15 protein-coding genes and 1 tRNA gene are annotated in these 16,107 nt (G+C 64.4%); 13 read left to right on the forward strand and 3 right to left on the reverse strand.

Annotated elements, in window-relative coordinates; all coding sequences use genetic code 11:
• Window positions 1–28: 28 nt before the first annotated feature.
• The 3 genes from ACFOKF_RS13850 to ACFOKF_RS13860 form a co-directional block, all read right to left on the reverse strand.
• A complete protein-coding gene (locus tag ACFOKF_RS13850) occupies window positions 29–2,212 on the reverse strand; it encodes a xanthine dehydrogenase family protein molybdopterin-binding subunit (protein ID WP_380796316.1) in 2,184 nt (727 codons plus the stop codon).
• On the reverse strand, window positions 2,209–2,679 hold the full coding sequence (locus ACFOKF_RS13855) for a (2Fe-2S)-binding protein (protein WP_380796318.1): 471 nt from the start codon (window positions 2,677–2,679) through the stop codon (window positions 2,209–2,211). Before ACFOKF_RS13855 ends, ACFOKF_RS13850 begins: the two co-directional genes overlap by 4 nt.
• A 62-nt stretch (window positions 2,680–2,741) precedes the next feature.
• Window positions 2,742–3,323, reverse strand: coding sequence for a methylamine utilization protein MauD (locus ACFOKF_RS13860; RefSeq protein ID WP_380796319.1), 582 nt, complete (start codon window positions 3,321–3,323; stop codon window positions 2,742–2,744).
• Between the two features lie 355 nt (window positions 3,324–3,678).
• Between ACFOKF_RS13860 and ACFOKF_RS13865 the strand changes: the two genes are divergently transcribed.
• From ACFOKF_RS13865 to secE, 13 genes are all read left to right on the forward strand, one after another.
• Window positions 3,679–5,172 (forward strand): agmatinase family protein, encoded by a 1,494-nt coding sequence (locus ACFOKF_RS13865; protein ID WP_380796321.1) that lies wholly within the window; start codon window positions 3,679–3,681, stop codon window positions 5,170–5,172.
• A gap of 131 nt (window positions 5,173–5,303) precedes the next feature.
• On the forward strand, window positions 5,304–6,134 hold the full coding sequence (locus tag ACFOKF_RS13870; protein WP_380796323.1) for an urease accessory protein UreD: 831 nt from the start codon (window positions 5,304–5,306) through the stop codon (window positions 6,132–6,134).
• An 8-nt stretch (window positions 6,135–6,142) separates the two neighbouring features.
• Window positions 6,143–6,445, forward strand: a complete 303-nt coding sequence (locus ACFOKF_RS13875) for an urease subunit gamma (RefSeq protein ID WP_298398040.1) — start codon at window positions 6,143–6,145, stop codon at window positions 6,443–6,445.
• Window positions 6,442–6,747 carry an urease subunit beta gene (locus ACFOKF_RS13880; protein WP_380796325.1) on the forward strand — a complete coding sequence of 102 codons (306 nt, stop codon included), beginning with the start codon at window positions 6,442–6,444 and terminating at the stop codon, window positions 6,745–6,747. Before ACFOKF_RS13875 ends, ACFOKF_RS13880 begins: the two co-directional genes overlap by 4 nt.
• Before the next feature lies 1 nt (window position 6,748).
• Window positions 6,749–8,461, forward strand: a complete 1,713-nt coding sequence (gene ureC, locus ACFOKF_RS13885) for an urease subunit alpha (RefSeq protein WP_380796326.1) — start codon at window positions 6,749–6,751, stop codon at window positions 8,459–8,461.
• Between the two features lie 13 nt (window positions 8,462–8,474).
• The gene (locus ACFOKF_RS13890; RefSeq protein ID WP_380796328.1) at window positions 8,475–8,999 is read left to right on the forward strand and encodes an urease accessory protein UreE; all 525 of its coding nucleotides are present in this window, start codon (window positions 8,475–8,477) and stop codon (window positions 8,997–8,999) included.
• Complete coding sequence (locus ACFOKF_RS13895; RefSeq protein WP_380796329.1) at window positions 8,935–9,669, forward strand: urease accessory protein UreF; 735 nt, start codon at window positions 8,935–8,937, stop codon at window positions 9,667–9,669. The genes ACFOKF_RS13890 and ACFOKF_RS13895 overlap by 65 nt, the downstream gene beginning before the upstream one ends.
• On the forward strand, window positions 9,666–10,307 hold the full coding sequence (ureG, locus tag ACFOKF_RS13900; RefSeq protein WP_380796330.1) for an urease accessory protein UreG: 642 nt from the start codon (window positions 9,666–9,668) through the stop codon (window positions 10,305–10,307). Before ACFOKF_RS13895 ends, ureG begins: the two co-directional genes overlap by 4 nt.
• 1 nt (window position 10,308) lies before the next feature.
• On the forward strand, window positions 10,309–13,668 hold the full coding sequence (locus ACFOKF_RS13905; protein WP_380796331.1) for a hybrid sensor histidine kinase/response regulator: 3,360 nt from the start codon (window positions 10,309–10,311) through the stop codon (window positions 13,666–13,668).
• Complete coding sequence (locus ACFOKF_RS13910; protein WP_380796333.1) at window positions 13,665–14,582, forward strand: response regulator; 918 nt, start codon at window positions 13,665–13,667, stop codon at window positions 14,580–14,582. The genes ACFOKF_RS13905 and ACFOKF_RS13910 overlap by 4 nt, the downstream gene beginning before the upstream one ends.
• A gap of 61 nt (window positions 14,583–14,643) precedes the next feature.
• Window positions 14,644–15,561, forward strand: a complete 918-nt coding sequence (locus tag ACFOKF_RS13915; RefSeq protein WP_380796335.1) for a YihY/virulence factor BrkB family protein — start codon at window positions 14,644–14,646, stop codon at window positions 15,559–15,561.
• 63 nt (window positions 15,562–15,624) lie between these two features.
• Window positions 15,625–15,700, forward strand: a tRNA-Trp gene (locus ACFOKF_RS13920).
• Between the two features lie 171 nt (window positions 15,701–15,871).
• Entirely contained in the window at window positions 15,872–16,078 is a 207-nt protein-coding gene (secE, locus tag ACFOKF_RS13925; RefSeq protein WP_298398022.1) for a preprotein translocase subunit SecE, read from the forward strand.
• Window positions 16,079–16,107 lie beyond the last annotated feature (29 nt).

Below are 16,107 nucleotides of genomic sequence, written 5' to 3' on the forward strand. Positions count from 1 at the left end.
TGCCCCGCTATGGGACAGCAGCCCATAGTCAGGCCAGCATCTCCGCGGTGATCGGCAGGGTGCGGATGCGCTTGCCGGTGGCGGCGTGGATGGCATTGACGAGCGCGGGGATGACCGGCGGAAGGGCCGGCTCGCCAAGGCCGGTGGGCGGATAATCGGTCTTTACGAACTCCACGATGATTTCCGGCGCGTCGTTGATCCGCAGGAAGGGGTGGGTGTCATAATTGGCCTGCTCCACTGCGCCGGCGACCTGCGTGATTTGCTGCCCGGCCAGCGCCTGCCCCAGCCCTTCGATCACCGACCCCTGCGCCTGATGCAGCGCGTTGATGGGATTGATGATCTGGCTGCCGACATCGCCCGCGACCCAGACGGTCTTCACCTTTGGCATGCCATCGACGATCGTCACCTCCAGCACTTCGGCGAAATAGCCCATATGGCTGTAATAAAAGGCAAAGCCCTTGCCGGTGCCCTTGGGCAGCGTCTTGCGGTCAGCCCAGCCGCCCATGGCCACCGCCTTGCGGATGACGCCCTTTGCCCGTTCCGTGACGAAGGGCGGCCCATTGGGACCGCGCGCCAGTTCCTTTGGGTCGCCCAGCAATTCCAGCATCAGCGTCGGCAAATCCTTGCCCGTCGCCTGCGCCACTTCATCCAGAAACGCCTGATAGACGAACGCCAGCGCATTCGATCCGGGCGCGCGCAGCCAGCCGGTCGGCATGTTGGTGGTCAGGAAACTCTGTTCCAGCAGCACAGCGTCGATCAGGCCTGCGGGCAGTTCGCTGGCCGGCAGTTCGGCCGACCGCACCGGCTTGCCGTCTTTGCCGAATGTGACGAAATGATCGTGAAAAGCGGTAAGTTTGCCGCCCTTGTCCAGCGCCGCACGGAACCCATGCCAGCCGGCCGGGCGGTAGAAATCACGCTGCATATCCTGCTGCCGGTTCCATAGCAGCTTGACCGGAACCCCCGGCACCTGTGCGGCGATGGCGGCCGCCTGCACCATATAATCGTTCATCAGCCGTCGGCCAAAACCGCCGCCGATGCGGGTGAAGTTGATGCGTATCTTTTCGGGCGGCAGGTTCAGCGTCTTGGCCACCAATGCGCGGCCGCTTTCCGGGTTCTGGGTCGGCGCCCATATTTCGATCGAACCATCCTTGAACAGAGCCGTGCAGTTTTGCGGCTCCAGCGTGCCATGGGCCAAGAAAGGATAATCATAATCGGCGCTGACCGTTTTTGCCGCCGCGGCGAAGGCCGCATCGACATCGCCCGTGCGGACGATGTCGCCATCGGCCTTGCCCTTGCGCCTTGCGGCTGCCTGCGCGGCATAGGCTTCGGTCGAAAAGCTGCTGACGGCGCCCACATCCCAGTCGACTTTCAGCATGTCGCGCGCCTGATTGGCGGTCCACCAGCTTTTGGACAGGATCGCTACGCCGTCGAAGCCGGATTCGGGCGTGCCATCGCCCTTGATCGTCAGCACATGGGCGATGCCGGGCAGCGCCTTCACGGCGTCCAGATTGGCCGATTTATAGGTGCCGCCATGGGCCGGGCAGGTTTCCAGCACGGCATAGAGCATGCCGGGCAGCTTGAAATCGATGCCGAACAGTGGCTTGCCGGCGGCGATGCCGGGCGTGTCGACGCCCACGACCGACTGGCCGATGATGCGGAAGCTGGCCGGGTCTTTCAGTTTGAGCATCGCCGGGTCGGGCGCGGGCAGTTTTGCCGCTGCGGCGGCGAGCGCGGCATAGGGCATTGTTTTGCCCGATGCCGGGTCCGTGACCTTGCCGCTACCCGTCCTGAGCGTATCGGGCGCGACTCCCCATGATTGCGCGGCGGCCGCGACCAGCATCGCGCGCGCGGCCGCGCCGGCCTGCCGGGTAGGCAGCCATTCGCGCGGGGTAGTGCGGCTGCCGCCCGCCGACTGGCCGCCGAAAATCTTGGCCTCGGCATGGGTCTGCTCGATCGTGACCTGGCTCCAGTCGACGTCCAGTTCCTCCGCGATCAGCATCGGCAGCATGGTCTTGGCCCCCTGCCCGATCTCCGCATTCTTCGCACCGATGACGACGCGATTGTCGGGCAGGATGCGGATGAAGGCGGTCAGGATCACCGGCGTTCCGTCCGCCGCACGGGCGACCGGCATGTTGAGGTCGAACAGCAGCCCGCCGCCCGCCAGCAGCGATGCGGAGATGAAGCCCCGGCGCGAAAGGATGGCCGCGCTCATGCCTTTGCCTCCGCGATGCCGGCCGCATCCTTGATGGCGGCGCGGATGCGGACATAGGTTGAACAGCGGCAGAGGTTGCCCATCATCGCCGCGTCAATCTCCTCATCGCTGGGTTTGGGCGTGGTGGTCAGCAGCGCGGTGGCGCTCATGATCTGGCCGGCCTGACAATAGCCGCACTGGGGCACGTCATGCTTCACCCAGGCGGCGGCGATGCGCTTGCCCGCGTCGCCCGTCTGCACCCCTTCGATCGTGGTGACGGCCATGCCCTTCACATCGCCCAGCGGCGTCTGGCAGGACCGCACCGCCTCCCCGCCCAGATGCACGGTGCACGCGCCGCACAGGCCCGCGCCACAGCCGAACTTGGTGCCGACCATGTCGAGATCCTCGCGCAGCACCCAGAGCAGCGGCTTGGCCGGATCGCCATCGACCTGCCGCTTTTCGCCATTCACCGTGAAGCTGATCGCCATATGCCTGTCCCTGCTTTTATGTCGTCAATCAATGCCGATCTGCGCGCCGCTGTCCAGCGGGATCAGTGCAGCAACGCAACGGCGTCTGCGCCTTCCGCTTCCATCACGCGCGGCTGAACATGGAGCAACAGAGCGTCGAGTTGCTCGCGCGCCTCCACCACGCCGCGCGCCAGCAGCCGCCCGCGCCCGTCGATCAACGCCGCGGACGGCCGATCGGCCGCCCGATAGTCGCGCAAAACATCGGCGTTGAGAATGATGTCGGTGTCGCGGATGCGATGCTGGCGCAGCAGATCGCCATAGTCGTCCGCGCGGCCCTCGCCCATGAACAACAGGCGCAACCGCTTGCGATCCGTCAGCGCCAGTGCGTCGCGAATGGCGGATCGGCTGGCGCCGCAGCCGGGGCGGATGAAGAGCAGCAACAGCGCCCGACCATCGGCGCTCTGCCCCCCGATCGTCAACATATCGCCGGCCAGCGTCGGCGCGCTTACGATCGGCGCAACCCCGCTCGGCCCGGCTGGAATGACATGCGATGCCGCAGGCGTCGACCGATCCTGCAACAGGCGCACCTGCCGCGCGAGCGCGATGACGGCGACACCCAGCAGGATGACGACGATCCACAGGAAAAACAGAGATGCGATCAGCACGAAGCGGCTATAGCCTTTTGCACGATGTTCACCCCCTGATGGCCCCGCCCGGATGCCTCGCCTATGGCGTTAACCCGGCGGCGGGCGGCACTGGATAGGGCGTTTGACGTAGGGCCTTGTCGCGTCATTCCGCTATGTCGGATGCAGGGTCGTTCGCAGGATCCCTATAGGCGGCTTTGGCTGCCTTTTGCAGCAGACGTATAAATTACCTCTCCCATAGGCGTCTGCTCAGGCCCGGATTCCGCAAACGGGGTCCGGGCCGTTGCCGGACAGGCTACGTCAATCGCCCCATTGGCGTCCCCGGCCGCACCACGCATGTTCATCGCACGAAACGGGGATCAGACGGGGGCAGGCAATGGGGCTGAAACAGGGCATTTGGGGCGCATTGCTCTGCACAACGGTCATTTCTTCGGCGGCGGTCGTCGCGCAGAATGACAAGCCCGCCATTCCTCCGACGCTGGAAGCCAAGATCAAGGGCCTGACCAAGGCGCAGCGCGATTTCCTGACGTCGGACCCGGCCGAAATGTTCGCCGGCTCCTATGACAAGCTGTTCGCTCGCCTGACGACCAAGACGCCGCAGGAAATCGCCGCCTATATCGACGGCGCGATGGCAGCGGTCGAGGCGGCCAAGTTCAATCCGAAGACCGATATGGCGGCGATCCCGCTCGACACCGAGAATGAGAATTTCAACGGCTGGAAGCTGCGCCGGCCGCAGGGGCTGGAGGCCAAGCGCGAACCTGGCCCGATCGAACTCAGCTATTACGCCAATGGTCGGGGCGCTGGCATGTATGCCGGGGGCATCGCCACCTTTGCTGGCGCGCCGGTCGCCATCTATCCCGAAGACCTGATCGCCGGGAAGGTCGACGTCGCGATCGTCGGCGCGCCGCTGGACATGGGGTCGGGCTATCGCGGGGCGAAGGGCGGCCCGTCGGCCATGCGCAACCAATATGGCGCGGGCGGGGTCGACATGTACACGATGGTCGATCCCGACAAGGAACTGAACATCGTCGATTATGGCGACATCGCCATCGACAATATGAGCACCGAACGCAGCGTGCAGCATGTGCGCGAGCGGGTCGCGGAAATCGCCAGGACCGGCGCCATTCCCTTCATCGTCGGCGGCGACCATAGTCTGGAATATGCCGATGTCGCGGGCCTGGCCGATGTTCATGGCAAGGGCAGCTTTGGCGTCGTCCATTTCGATTCCCACTATGATGCGGGCAAGGGCGGCGTCCATTTCATCACCCATGGCGCCCCCGTCTATCGCGCCGTCAAGGAAGGCCATGTGCAGGGGAAGAATTATATTCAGGTCGGCCTGCGCGGCTCCTGGCCCGGCAAGGAAGGCTTTGAATGGATGCGCGACAATGGCGTGCGCTATCACGCCATGCCGGAAGTCGAAAAAAGCGGCTGGCAGGCGGTGATGGAACGCGCGCTCAAGGAAGCGCGGGAAAGCGGCAAGAAACTCTACGTCTCGTTCGATGTCGATGTACTGGACCCCGCCTTCATCCCCGGCACCGGCACGCCGGTCGCGGGCGGCCTGACGATGCGGGAAGCGATCCCGATCGTACGGCGGCTCTGCGCGGAAAATGAACTTGTCGGCTTCGAGATCGTCGAACTCGCGCCGGTGCTGGACCCGACCTATCGCAGCGCGCTCAACGCCAACACCATCATGCACGCCTGCCTGACGGGCGTTGCAATGCGGCGCAAGGGCATCACGCAGGCGGGCTATCTGTCCGAACTTACCACCGAACATGGCCAGCCCTATTATGGCGAGAAGGCCGCCAAGGAAGGCAAGGCCGAAAAGATCGATCCCGATTTCGCGCGCGGCGGCCGCCGGCCAAGAACCTGAGCGCGCCATTGGGAGGAAATGAGCGGGAGCGGCTGGCGGATGCCGGCCGCCCTTTCGTTCCATACGTCATATGCCCCATGTCGTGACTTGCCGCCGCTAACCACATGTCGTCCATGACCGTTCAAAGCGCCATGATCGTGCCACCCCGCTCCCGGCATCAGCGGGTGGACGGACGCGCCATGGTCGCCTTTTCCCCGCGCGGCATCCGCGACATGATGCAGGTTGCGCCAGCCCGGCTGCTCTTCCCGGACGGACGCGATGGCGATTTCCCGCTGGCCGTCACCGTCACGACCAGCGGCGGCCTGACCGGCGGCGACCGGCTGGCGCTCGACATCATCGTCGATCCCGGCGCGACGGCGACGATCGTGCCGCAGGCGGCGGAGAAGCTCTACCGCGCCCTGCCGGAGGATGAACCGACCCGCATCGACACGCGCATCGCCATCGGCGCGGGGGCGACCTGCGAATGGCTGGCGCAGGAGGCGATCCTGTTCGACCGCAGCGCCATGCGACGCACGCTGGAGGTGGAACTGGCCCCCGACGCGCGCATGCTGGCCATGGAAATGCTGGTGCTGGGGCGCGGCGCGATGGGCGAAACCTATAGGCAGGGCCTGATCCATGACGCCTGGCGCATCCGGCGCGACGGGCGGCTGGTCTGGGCCGACACGCTGCATGTCAATGGCGATTTCGCGGCGCAGGGTCGCGCGCCTTTCGGCTTTGGCGATGCGACGGCGGTGGCGACCCTCGTCTATGCCGGGTCGGACGCCGGAGATTATCTCGATCTGGCGCGCAGCCTGTTCGAGGGGCCAGGGGCCGGTGCGACCAGCTTCGACGGCCTCCTCATCCTGCGCCTGACCGCCGCCGATCCGCAGGCGCTGCGCAAGGATGTGATGCGCGCGGCCGGCGTGCTGCGCGCCGCGATCTTCGGCCTGTCGCCGACCATGCCGACCATCTGTTACTGTTAAGGGGCGCCATGAATCTCACGGGGCGGGAAAAGGACAAGCTGCTGGTCGCAATGGCGGCAATGGTCGCGCGGCGGCGGCTGGAGCGCGGGGTGAAGCTCAATCATCCCGAAGCGATCGCGCTGATCACCGACCATGTGGTGGAGGGCGCGCGCGACGGCCAATCGGTGGCGGCGCTGATGGCGAGCGGCGGCCATGTCATCACGCGCGATCAGGTGATGGAGGGGGTGGCGGAGATGATCCACGATATTCAGGTCGAAGCGACCTTCCCGGACGGCACCAAGCTCGTCACCGTGCACAGGCCGATCCGGTGAGCCCCGGAGAGATCATCACCGCCCCCGGCGACATCCTGCTGAACGCAGGGCGCGAAGCGATCAGCATCACCGTCGCAAACAGCGGCGACCGGCCGATCCAGGTGGGCAGCCATTATCATTTCGCGGAAACCAATCCGGCGCTGCTCTTCGACCGGGTGGCGGCGCGCGGCTATCGGCTCGACATTCCATCGGGCACCGCCGTCCGCTTCGAACCGGGGCAGAGCCGCGACGTGCAACTCATCCCCTATGCGGGCGGGCGCGTCGTCATCGGTTTTCGCGGCGATGTGATGGGGGAGCTTTGACATGCCCGTAACCATGAGCCGCCGCGCCTATGCCGGCATGTTCGGCCCGACCGTGGGGGACCGGGTGCGACTGGGCGACAGCTCCCTGTTCATCCGGGTCGAGGAAGACCGGACCATCTATGGCGAGGAAGTGAAGTTCGGCGGCGGCAAGGTGATCCGCGACGGCATGGGACAAAGCCAGATCAGCCGGGCGCAGGGCGCGCCCGACACCGTCATCACCAATGCGCTGATCCTGGATCATTGGGGCATCATCAAGGCCGATGTGGCGATCCGCGACGGTCTGATTTCGGCTATCGGCAAGGCGGGCAATCCCGATGTGCAGCCGGGCGTCGACATTCCCATCGGTCCGGGGACGGAAATCATCGCGGGCGAAGGGCGCATCCTGACCGCCGGCGGCATCGACGCGCATATCCATTTCATCTGCCCGCAGCAGGTGGAGGAAGCGCTGAACGCGGGCATCACCACCATGCTGGGGGGCGGCACTGGCCCGGCGCATGGCACATTGGCCACCACCTGCACGCCGGGCAGCTGGCATATCGGGCGCATGCTCCAGTCGCTGGAGACGATGCCGATGAATTTCGGCCTGTTCGGCAAGGGCAACGCCAGCCGTCCTGATGCGCTCATCGAAATGGTCCGCGCCGGCGCCTGCGGCCTGAAACTGCATGAAGATTGGGGGACCACGCCCGCCGCCATCGACTGCTGCCTGTCGGTGGCCGACGATATGGACATTCAGGTCACGCTGCACACCGATACGCTGAACGAAGGCGGCTTTGTCGAAAGCACGGTCGCCGCCTTTGCAGGGCGCACCATCCACGCCTTCCATACCGAAGGTGCGGGCGGCGGCCATGCGCCGGACATCATCAAGGTGGCGGGGCTGCCCAATGTCCTGCCCTCCTCCACCAATCCGACCCGGCCCTACACCGTCAACACGATCGAGGAACATCTCGACATGCTGATGGTGTGCCATCATCTGGACCCGAAGATCGCCGAGGACGTCGCCTTCGCCGACAGCCGCATCCGCAAGGAGACGATCGCGGCGGAGGATATTCTCCACGACCTCGGCGCCTTCTCCATGATGTCTTCGGACAGCCAGGCCATGGGGCGTGTGGGCGAGACAGTGATCCGTTGCTGGCAGACGGCGGACAAGATGAAGCAGCAGCGAGGGTCGCTGGGCACGGATGACGCCGACAGCGACAATTTCCGGGCCAAGCGCTACATCGCCAAATATACGATCAATCCGGCCATCGCCCATGGCATTTCACACATTGTCGGATCGATCGCGGTGGGGAAGCTGGCCGATCTGGTGCTCTGGTCGCCCGCCTTCTTCGCGGTGAAGCCCGATCTGGTGATCAAGAGCGGCAGCATTGCGACCGCACCCATGGGCGATGCCAATGCCAGCATTCCCACACCCCAGCCGGTGCATTATCGCCCCATGTTCGGCGCGCTGGGCCGGGCCGGCGCACTGTCCGCCGTGCATTTCGTATCGGCGGCGGGGATTGCCGAAGGCATTGGCGAGCGCCTGCAACTGGCGCGCCCGCTGGAGGCGGTGCGCAATACCCGCGGCGGCATCGGCAAGGCGTCGATGATCCTGAACGACGCCATGCCGCATATCGAGGTCGATCCCGAAACCTACGAAGTGCGGGCCGATGGCGAATTGCTCACCTGTGAACCGGCCAGCGTGCTGCCGTTCGCGCAGCGTTATTTCCTGTTCTGATGAAGGCCCCATCATGCTGACCGTCCATGAAGTCATCCCCCACGGTCACTGGTCCAGCCCGGCCGCCGATCATATCACGCTGGACCATGATGCGCGGCACCGGCGGCGCTGGTATTATACCGCCGATCACGGAACGGCTTTCCTGCTCGATCTGGCGCGCGCGACGGTGCTGAACCATGGTGACGCGCTGCAACTGTCGGACGGGCGACTGGTCGAAGTGCTGGCCGCGCCCGAAGCTTTGGTCGAAGTCGCCGCCGACAGCCCGGCGACGATGATCCGCCTCGCCTGGCATATCGGCAATCGGCATCTGCCCGCCGAATTGCACCCACACGCCATCCGCCTGCGCGACGATCATGTCATCAACGCCATGCTGGAGGGGCTGGGCGCGACCGTGACGAAGATCGAAGCGCCCTTCACACCGGAAGGCGGGGCCTATTCGGGCGGCGGACATCATCACCATCATGACCATGCGCATGATGGCCATGGCCATCATCATGGGCACGACGACGACCATCATCACCACGACCATGCTGGCTGACGCCGCCTTTCACCGCCTGCTGGCGTGGACCTCGCCCTCCTATCCGGTGGGGAGCTTCACCTACAGCCATGGCCTGGAAACGGCGGTGGAGGATGGCCGCGTGCGCACCGCCGCCCATGTCGCCGCCTATGTCGAGGCGGTCCTGGCGCGCGGCGGCGGCTGCGTCGACGCAGTGCTGTTCGTCCATGCCTATCGCGCAGCAAGCGACGCTGCGGCCTTCGACGATATTGCCGAACTCGCCAGCGCCTTCCGGGGCAGCAGCGAAACGGCGCTGGAAAGCCGGCAGCAGGGCGGCTCCTTCCTGTCGGTCACGCGCAAGGCATGGCCGCATGCCGATCTGGACGCCTTCGCCGCGCGTTGGGGGGACCGGCCGATGGCGCATGCCGCCGTCATGGCGCTGGCCTGCGCCGCCCACGCCATTCCACTGGAACCCGCACTGCACGCCTGGCTGCACGCCACGGCCGCAAACCTTGTGTCAGCCGGAGTACGCCTGGTGCCGCTGGGGCAGACCGACGGGCAATTGGCGCTCGCCGCTTTGTCTCACGCCATTCCCCCGATCGCCGCCAAGGCGCTGGTCACATCGCTGGATGATCTGGGCACCGCCGCGCCCGAACTGGAGCTAGCCTCCCTTGCCCATGAAACCCTCTATACAAGGTTGTTCCGCTCATGACCTCTCATAACGGCCCCCTGCGCGTGGGCATCGGCGGCCCGGTCGGCTCCGGCAAGACCGCGCTGACCGACCGGCTCTGCAAGGCGATGCGCGATCATTACAATATCGCCGCCATCACCAATGACATCTACACGCGCGAAGATGCGGAATTTCTGACCCGATCCGGCGCGTTGGTGCCCGAACGCATCATGGGCGTGGAAACCGGCGGATGCCCCCACACCGCCATTCGCGAAGACGCCAGCATCAACCTCGCCGCGGTGGACGAAATGAGCCGGAAATTCCCCGGCCTGGAAGTCATCTTCATCGAAAGCGGCGGCGACAATCTGGCCGCGACCTTCAGCCCCGAACTGGCCGACATCACCATCTATGTGATCGACGTGTCGGCGGGCGACAAGATCCCGCGCAAGGGCGGCCCCGGCATCACCCGATCGGACCTTCTGATCATCAACAAGATCGACCTGGCCCCACTGGTCGGCGCGGACCTCAGCGTCATGGACCGCGACGCGAAGAAGATGCGGGGGACGCGCCCCTTCCTCTTCACGAACCTCAAGGACATGATCGGGCTGGACGCAATCATCGACTTCATCGTCGCGACTGGCGGCCTGCGCGCGCGCCCCGCACTGGCGCCTGCCCAGTAACATGGACCGCGCCGCCTATGTCCTGCGCGAAAAGCGGCTCTACAATAAGTGGGTCGCCAGCCAGACATTGGAGGATTATGCCTTGCGTTACACCGCCGACAGCGCCCGACGCTGGACGGCGGGACAGGTCGCCAATACCGCGATTGGCGCAACCGCCTTCCTGGCGTGCGAGGCGATCGGCGCATCCATCACCCTGACCTACGGCTTCGCCAACAGCGTCGCCGCCATCGCCGCCGCCGTCGCGCTGATGTTCGTCATCGGCCTGCCGATCGCCTATCATGCCGCCAAACATGGCCTGGACATCGATCTGCTGACCCGCGGCGCGGGCTTCGGCTATCTTGGCTCCACCCTCACATCGTTGATCTACGCCAGCTTCACCTTCCTCCTCTTTTCGGTGGAAGCGACCATCATGGCGGTGGCGCTCAAAGCCATGACCGGCATGCCGATGAGCATCGCCTATCTGGTGAGCGCGCTCGTCGTCATCCCGATCGCGCTTTATGGCATGAGCGCCATCACCCGCTTCCAGAATGCGACACAGGCGGTCTGGATCGTGCTTCAGGTTGCGCCGATCGCCTATATATTCTGGTCCGGGCCGGAAGCCTTGGCGCAATGGAGCCAGTTCACCGGCCAGTTGGGCGCGAAGGACGGCAGCGTCAGCCTGCTCTATTTCGGCTTTGCCCTCTCTACCCTCCTTTCCCTGCTGCCCCAGATTGGCGAGCAGGCCGACTATCTGCGCTTCCTGCCGGCAAAGGCGAAAATCGGCACGGGCAGATGGTGGACGGCGATGCTGGCCGGTGGCCCCGGCTGGACGCTGATCGGCGGCATGAAACTGCTGTTGGGCAGCTGGCTCGCCCACTTTCTGGTGAAGAGCGCAGCGGCGCAAAGCGAAGCATCCAGCCCGACCGCGATGTTCGAAGGCATCTACACTGCCATGTCGGGCCATGCCGGCCTGTCTCTGATCCTGACCGGCCTGTTCGTCATCATCTGTCAGCTCAAGATCAACGTCACCAATGCCTATGCCGGGTCGATCGCCTGGTCGAACTTCTTCGCCCGGCTGACGCATAGCCATCCCGGCCGCGTCGTATGGCTTATCTTCAACGTCCTTCTGGCGCTTCTGCTGATGGAAGTCGGCATTTTCGACGCCATTGAGGCGATCTTGATCCTCTATGCGACAGTTGCTGCGGGGTGGATCGGGGCGCTGGCGGCCGACCTGATGATCTCGAAGCCGCTGCGCCTCTCCCCCGCCGGCATCGAATTTAAACGCGCGCATCTGTTTGACATCAACCCCGTCGGCATCGGCGCAATGTTACTGTCTATTTCGGTGTCCGGCCTCGCCCATTTCGGCCTGCTGGGCGACATCGCCCGCGCCTTTGCGCCGGTGATCGGCATGGCGGTCGCCTTCACCAGCGCGCCCATCATCGCGCTCGTCACCCATGGCCGCTACTATATCGCCCGCCGTTCCCACTGGCCCGCCGGCAGCAGCAGCCAGACCTGCATCATCTGCGAAAACGCCTTCCAGCATGCCGACATGGCGCATTGCCCCATGTATGCCGCGCCCATCTGTTCGCTCTGCTGCACGCTGGAGGCGCGCTGTCATGATCGCTGCAAGACCGACAGCCGGGCCACGCAGCAGGCGGCGCGCTGGCTGGAGCGCCTGCTGCCACGCCCTGTTGCTAATTATGTCCATACGCCAGTCGGCCATTTCATCGCGGTGATGAGCGTCATTACGCTGGCCAATGGCGCATTGATGGGCGGAATCGGCTGGCAGGTGGCGCGGCGCATGCCTTCCATCGCGGCGCAGACCGGCAGTCTGATGCTGGGACTGTTTCTGCTCTTCTCTCTGCTGGGCGGCGTCATCGCCTGGATGATCGTGCTGGCGCATCAGAGCCGCCGCACGGCGATGCAGGAAAGCGAGCATCATGTGCAAAAGCTGATGGAAGAAGTCATCGCGCATGATGTGACCGGCGCGGAACTGCAACGCGCCAAGGAAGCGGCCGAGGCCGCCAACGCCGCCAAGAGCCGCTATCTGGTCAGCGTCAGCCATGAAATCCGCTCGCCCCTCAATTCCATCTATGGCTATGCCCAGTTAATGGAGCGCGGCCATGAAATCGCCCCGGTCGAGGCCGCCAAGGTCATCCGCCGCAGCGCCGAGCATCTGACCAACCTAGTCGAAGGGCTGATGGACATCAGTCAGGTGGAAAGCGGCGTGCTGCGGATCAGCAGCGAAACGGTCCGCCTGTCCCCCTTCGTCGACCAGATCGCCAACATGTTCCGCCCGCAGGCACAGGCAAAAGGAATCGAATTTCTTTACGAACGCCCGGAAAAACTGCCGGACTTTGTGCGAACCGATCAAAAGCGGCTGCGCCAGATCCTGATCAACCTGTTGTCCAACGCAATCAAGTTTACACGCAGCGGATCGGTCACGTTCCGCGTCGCTTATCGCAGCCAGATGGCGACGTTCGACATTATCGACACCGGCATCGGCATTGCCCCCGATGATCTGAAACGTATCTTCGACCCGTTCGAGCGCGGGTCCAATCCCGATGCACAGCGCCAGAAGGGGATCGGCCTGGGCCTCGCCATCACGCAGGCCCTGGCGCAGATATTGGGTGGCGACCTGTCCGTAGTCAGCCAGCCGGATCAGGGCACGCAATTCACCATGCGCCTGATGCTGGGCCATGTCGCCAGTCAGACCGCAGACAATGATTCGGTCGAGCGCGTACGCGGTTATGAGGGGCAAAGACGCAAAGTGCTGCTGATCGACGATGATGCCAGTCAGGTCGCGGTGCTGCGCGGCCTGCTGGAGCCGCTCGACTTTGCAGTTTTCGAAGCCCTGAACGGCAGAACGGGACTGGAAATCGCAATGCGCGAGCCACCGGACATCGTGCTGCTCGACATCAGCATGCCCGGCGAATCCGGCTGGGACGTGTGTCGCGCCCTGCGAGAAACGCTGGGCGGCGCGGTGCGGATCATCATGGTGTCGGCCAATGCGCATGAATATCATCGTGGCGGCGACGGGCGCGCGGCGCATGACATGTTCCTGATGAAGCCGGTCGATCTCGACGCGCTGCTGGATGCGATCGCCGACCAACTGCACATTCGCTGGACCGGCGACGCTCCGCCGGTGCCAGAAACTGCCGTAGAGAATGACGTGCTGCCTCCGCTGCCCGCAGGCGCCACACCGATCCTGGCCGATATCGAGCAGAAGGCCATCATCGGCCACGTGCGCGGTATCGAAGCCAGCATTCGCACGCTGGAGGAAAACGTGCCCGATGCGCAGCCGCTGGCCCGCCGCCTCCTCACCCATCTCGACCGTTTCGACCTCAAGGGGCTGATCAGAACCATAAGGGCCGCCCGATGACCACGCCTTCCCACCAAGACACCGTTCTCGTCGTGGACGACACCCCCGAATCGCTTCGTTTCCTGACAGATACGCTGGAGGCGGCCAACATTTCGGTGTTGATCGCCACCAGCGGCGACGCCGCGCTGGAATTAATGGAACATGTCGCCCCCGACCTGATCCTGATGGATGCGGTCATGCCGGGCCTCGACGGATTCGAAACCACCCGCGCGATCAAGCAGATGCCGGCTGGTGCACCGATTCCCATCATCTTCATGACCGGCCTGACCGAAAGCGAGCATGTCGTCCATGCGCTGGAGGCGGGCGGAGTGGATTATGTCCGCAAGCCCATCGTGGTCGAGGAATTGCTGGCCCGCGTGCGCGTTCATATGGCCAATGCCCGCCAGACGCAGGGCGGCCATTACGCGTTGGACGCCACCGGACGAAACCTGATCGCGGTGAGCGCCAACGGTCAGCTCAGCTGGAGCACACCCGGCGCAGAGAAGCTGATGGCGGCTCTGGCCCCCGAATGGTCACGCGGTGACGCCATACCCGCCGTGCTGCGTCCGGTTGTGACGCGCCTGTCAGCCGAAGAACTGCCCGCCGGTACGACCGTCAAAACCGACAGCGGTGCCGGCGATACGGTCGAACTGATTATCGTCGGTCGCCCCCGCCGTGACGAAATATTGATCCGCCTGAACCATCTTGATCCGCAGGCCGATATTGGTCGCCTGCAAAGCCATTTCGGCCTGACTCAGCGCGAGGCGGAAGTGCTGCTATGGATCAGCTATGGCAAGCCCAACCGCGTGATCAGCGAAATCCTGGCGATCAGCCCGCGCACGGTGAACAAGCATCTGGAGCAGATTTTCGAGAAGCTGGGGGTGGAGACACGCGCTGCCGCGGCGGCTTTCGCCGTCCGGGTGATTGCGCATTGACCGGCTGACGGAACTCCCGCCCCGCTTCATGCGCTTGCCCTTGGAACAGCAGGGGAGCCTGATGACGGACCGAATCGCGCAGCAGGTGCATGTCGACGCACCATGGAAAATCCCGCCCCGCGCCTGGTGGGAGATTCTGAAGCGCGTCTACACCGCCATGTCGGGCAATCATCTGGGGTTGCTGTCAGCGGGCGTGGCTTATTACGCCTTCCTGTCGATTGCGCCGCTGCTGGCGGCCGTGGTGCTGACCTATGGCCTGATCGGCGATCCATCGCTGGTGCAGCGGCATATGGCTGCGATCATTACGGTTGTTCCGCGCGACGCTGCCCAGATCATCAACGACCAACTGATCGGCGTCGTGTCCGCCGCCAAGGGGACGACCGGCCTTGGCCTGGTCATGGCGCTGGCGCTAGCCGTCTATGGCGCGACGCGCGCAGCGACCGCAATCATGGAGGCGCTCAACATCGTCTATGCGTCCAAGGAGTCACGTGGGATCATCGCCCTCTATCGCGTATCAATGGGCATCACCTTTTCCGCCGTATTGGTGGTGGTGGCCGGCGTCGTCACCGCAACGATCATCGGCCTTGTCCAGAAATTGCTGACCGGGTGGGGTGGCGGCGTGATCTTCGCAATCAAGATGGCGACATGGGTGTGCGCCGGGCTGCTGGCCAGCACGATCTTCGCGTTGATCTATCGTTTTGGTCCTCACCGGCGCAAAGCGCAGTGGCAATGGCTTACGGTCGGATCAGTAACCGCCACGCTCTTCTGGCTGTTGGTCACGCTGGGCGTGTCCTTCTATGTCTCGCGCTTTGGCAATTACAACGAAACCTATGGATCGCTGGGCGCCGTGGTCGTGCTGCAACTCTGGCTGTTCGTGTCCGCCTATGTCGTATTGCTGGGGGCGCAGATCAACGCCGAAGCCGAACGGCAGACCAGTGTCGACACCCAGGTCGCCGAGCCATTGCAAAAAGCGGCATAATGGCGCTTGCCCTCCCTGCCCGGCCACGCTAAAGCGCCCTCCTTCGCTGGCTCCGGCCAGTGCAGGAGTGTAGCTCAGTTGGTAGAGCGTCGGTCTCCAAAACCGAATGCCGGGGGTTCGAGTCCCTCCACTCCTGCCAAGCGAACTGGCCGCGAACCCTTGAAAAACCATGGGTTCGCGGCTAGGTGCGCTTAGCGGATTTGATCGCGGAGTATGCGGTCCCACCCCCGGACGCCGAACAGAGCGGGATCGGGAGGGCGGACTGTTGCTTCGCGAATTTGTGTTGGTTCAAGGTGCAAGAAGGCAGGCGATGGCGAAGGTTTCCCCCGGCGAATTCGTCAATCAGGTGCAGACCGAAGCGAAGAAGATCGTGTGGCCGACCGGTCGCGAAACGGTGATGACCGGCGTGATGGTCGTGATCATGACCACGCTGCTGGGCCTCTTTTTCTTCGGCATCGACACTTTCTTCGGCGCGATCGTTCAGTGGCTGCTGAGCCTCGCGGCCGGCCAGGCCTGACTTTAGGCTAATTGGGAGTTTGAAACGGT

It is taken from the genome of Sphingobium rhizovicinum (genome assembly GCF_042647625.1).
In the GTDB taxonomy this organism is placed as follows: domain Bacteria; phylum Pseudomonadota; class Alphaproteobacteria; order Sphingomonadales; family Sphingomonadaceae; genus Sphingobium; species Sphingobium rhizovicinum.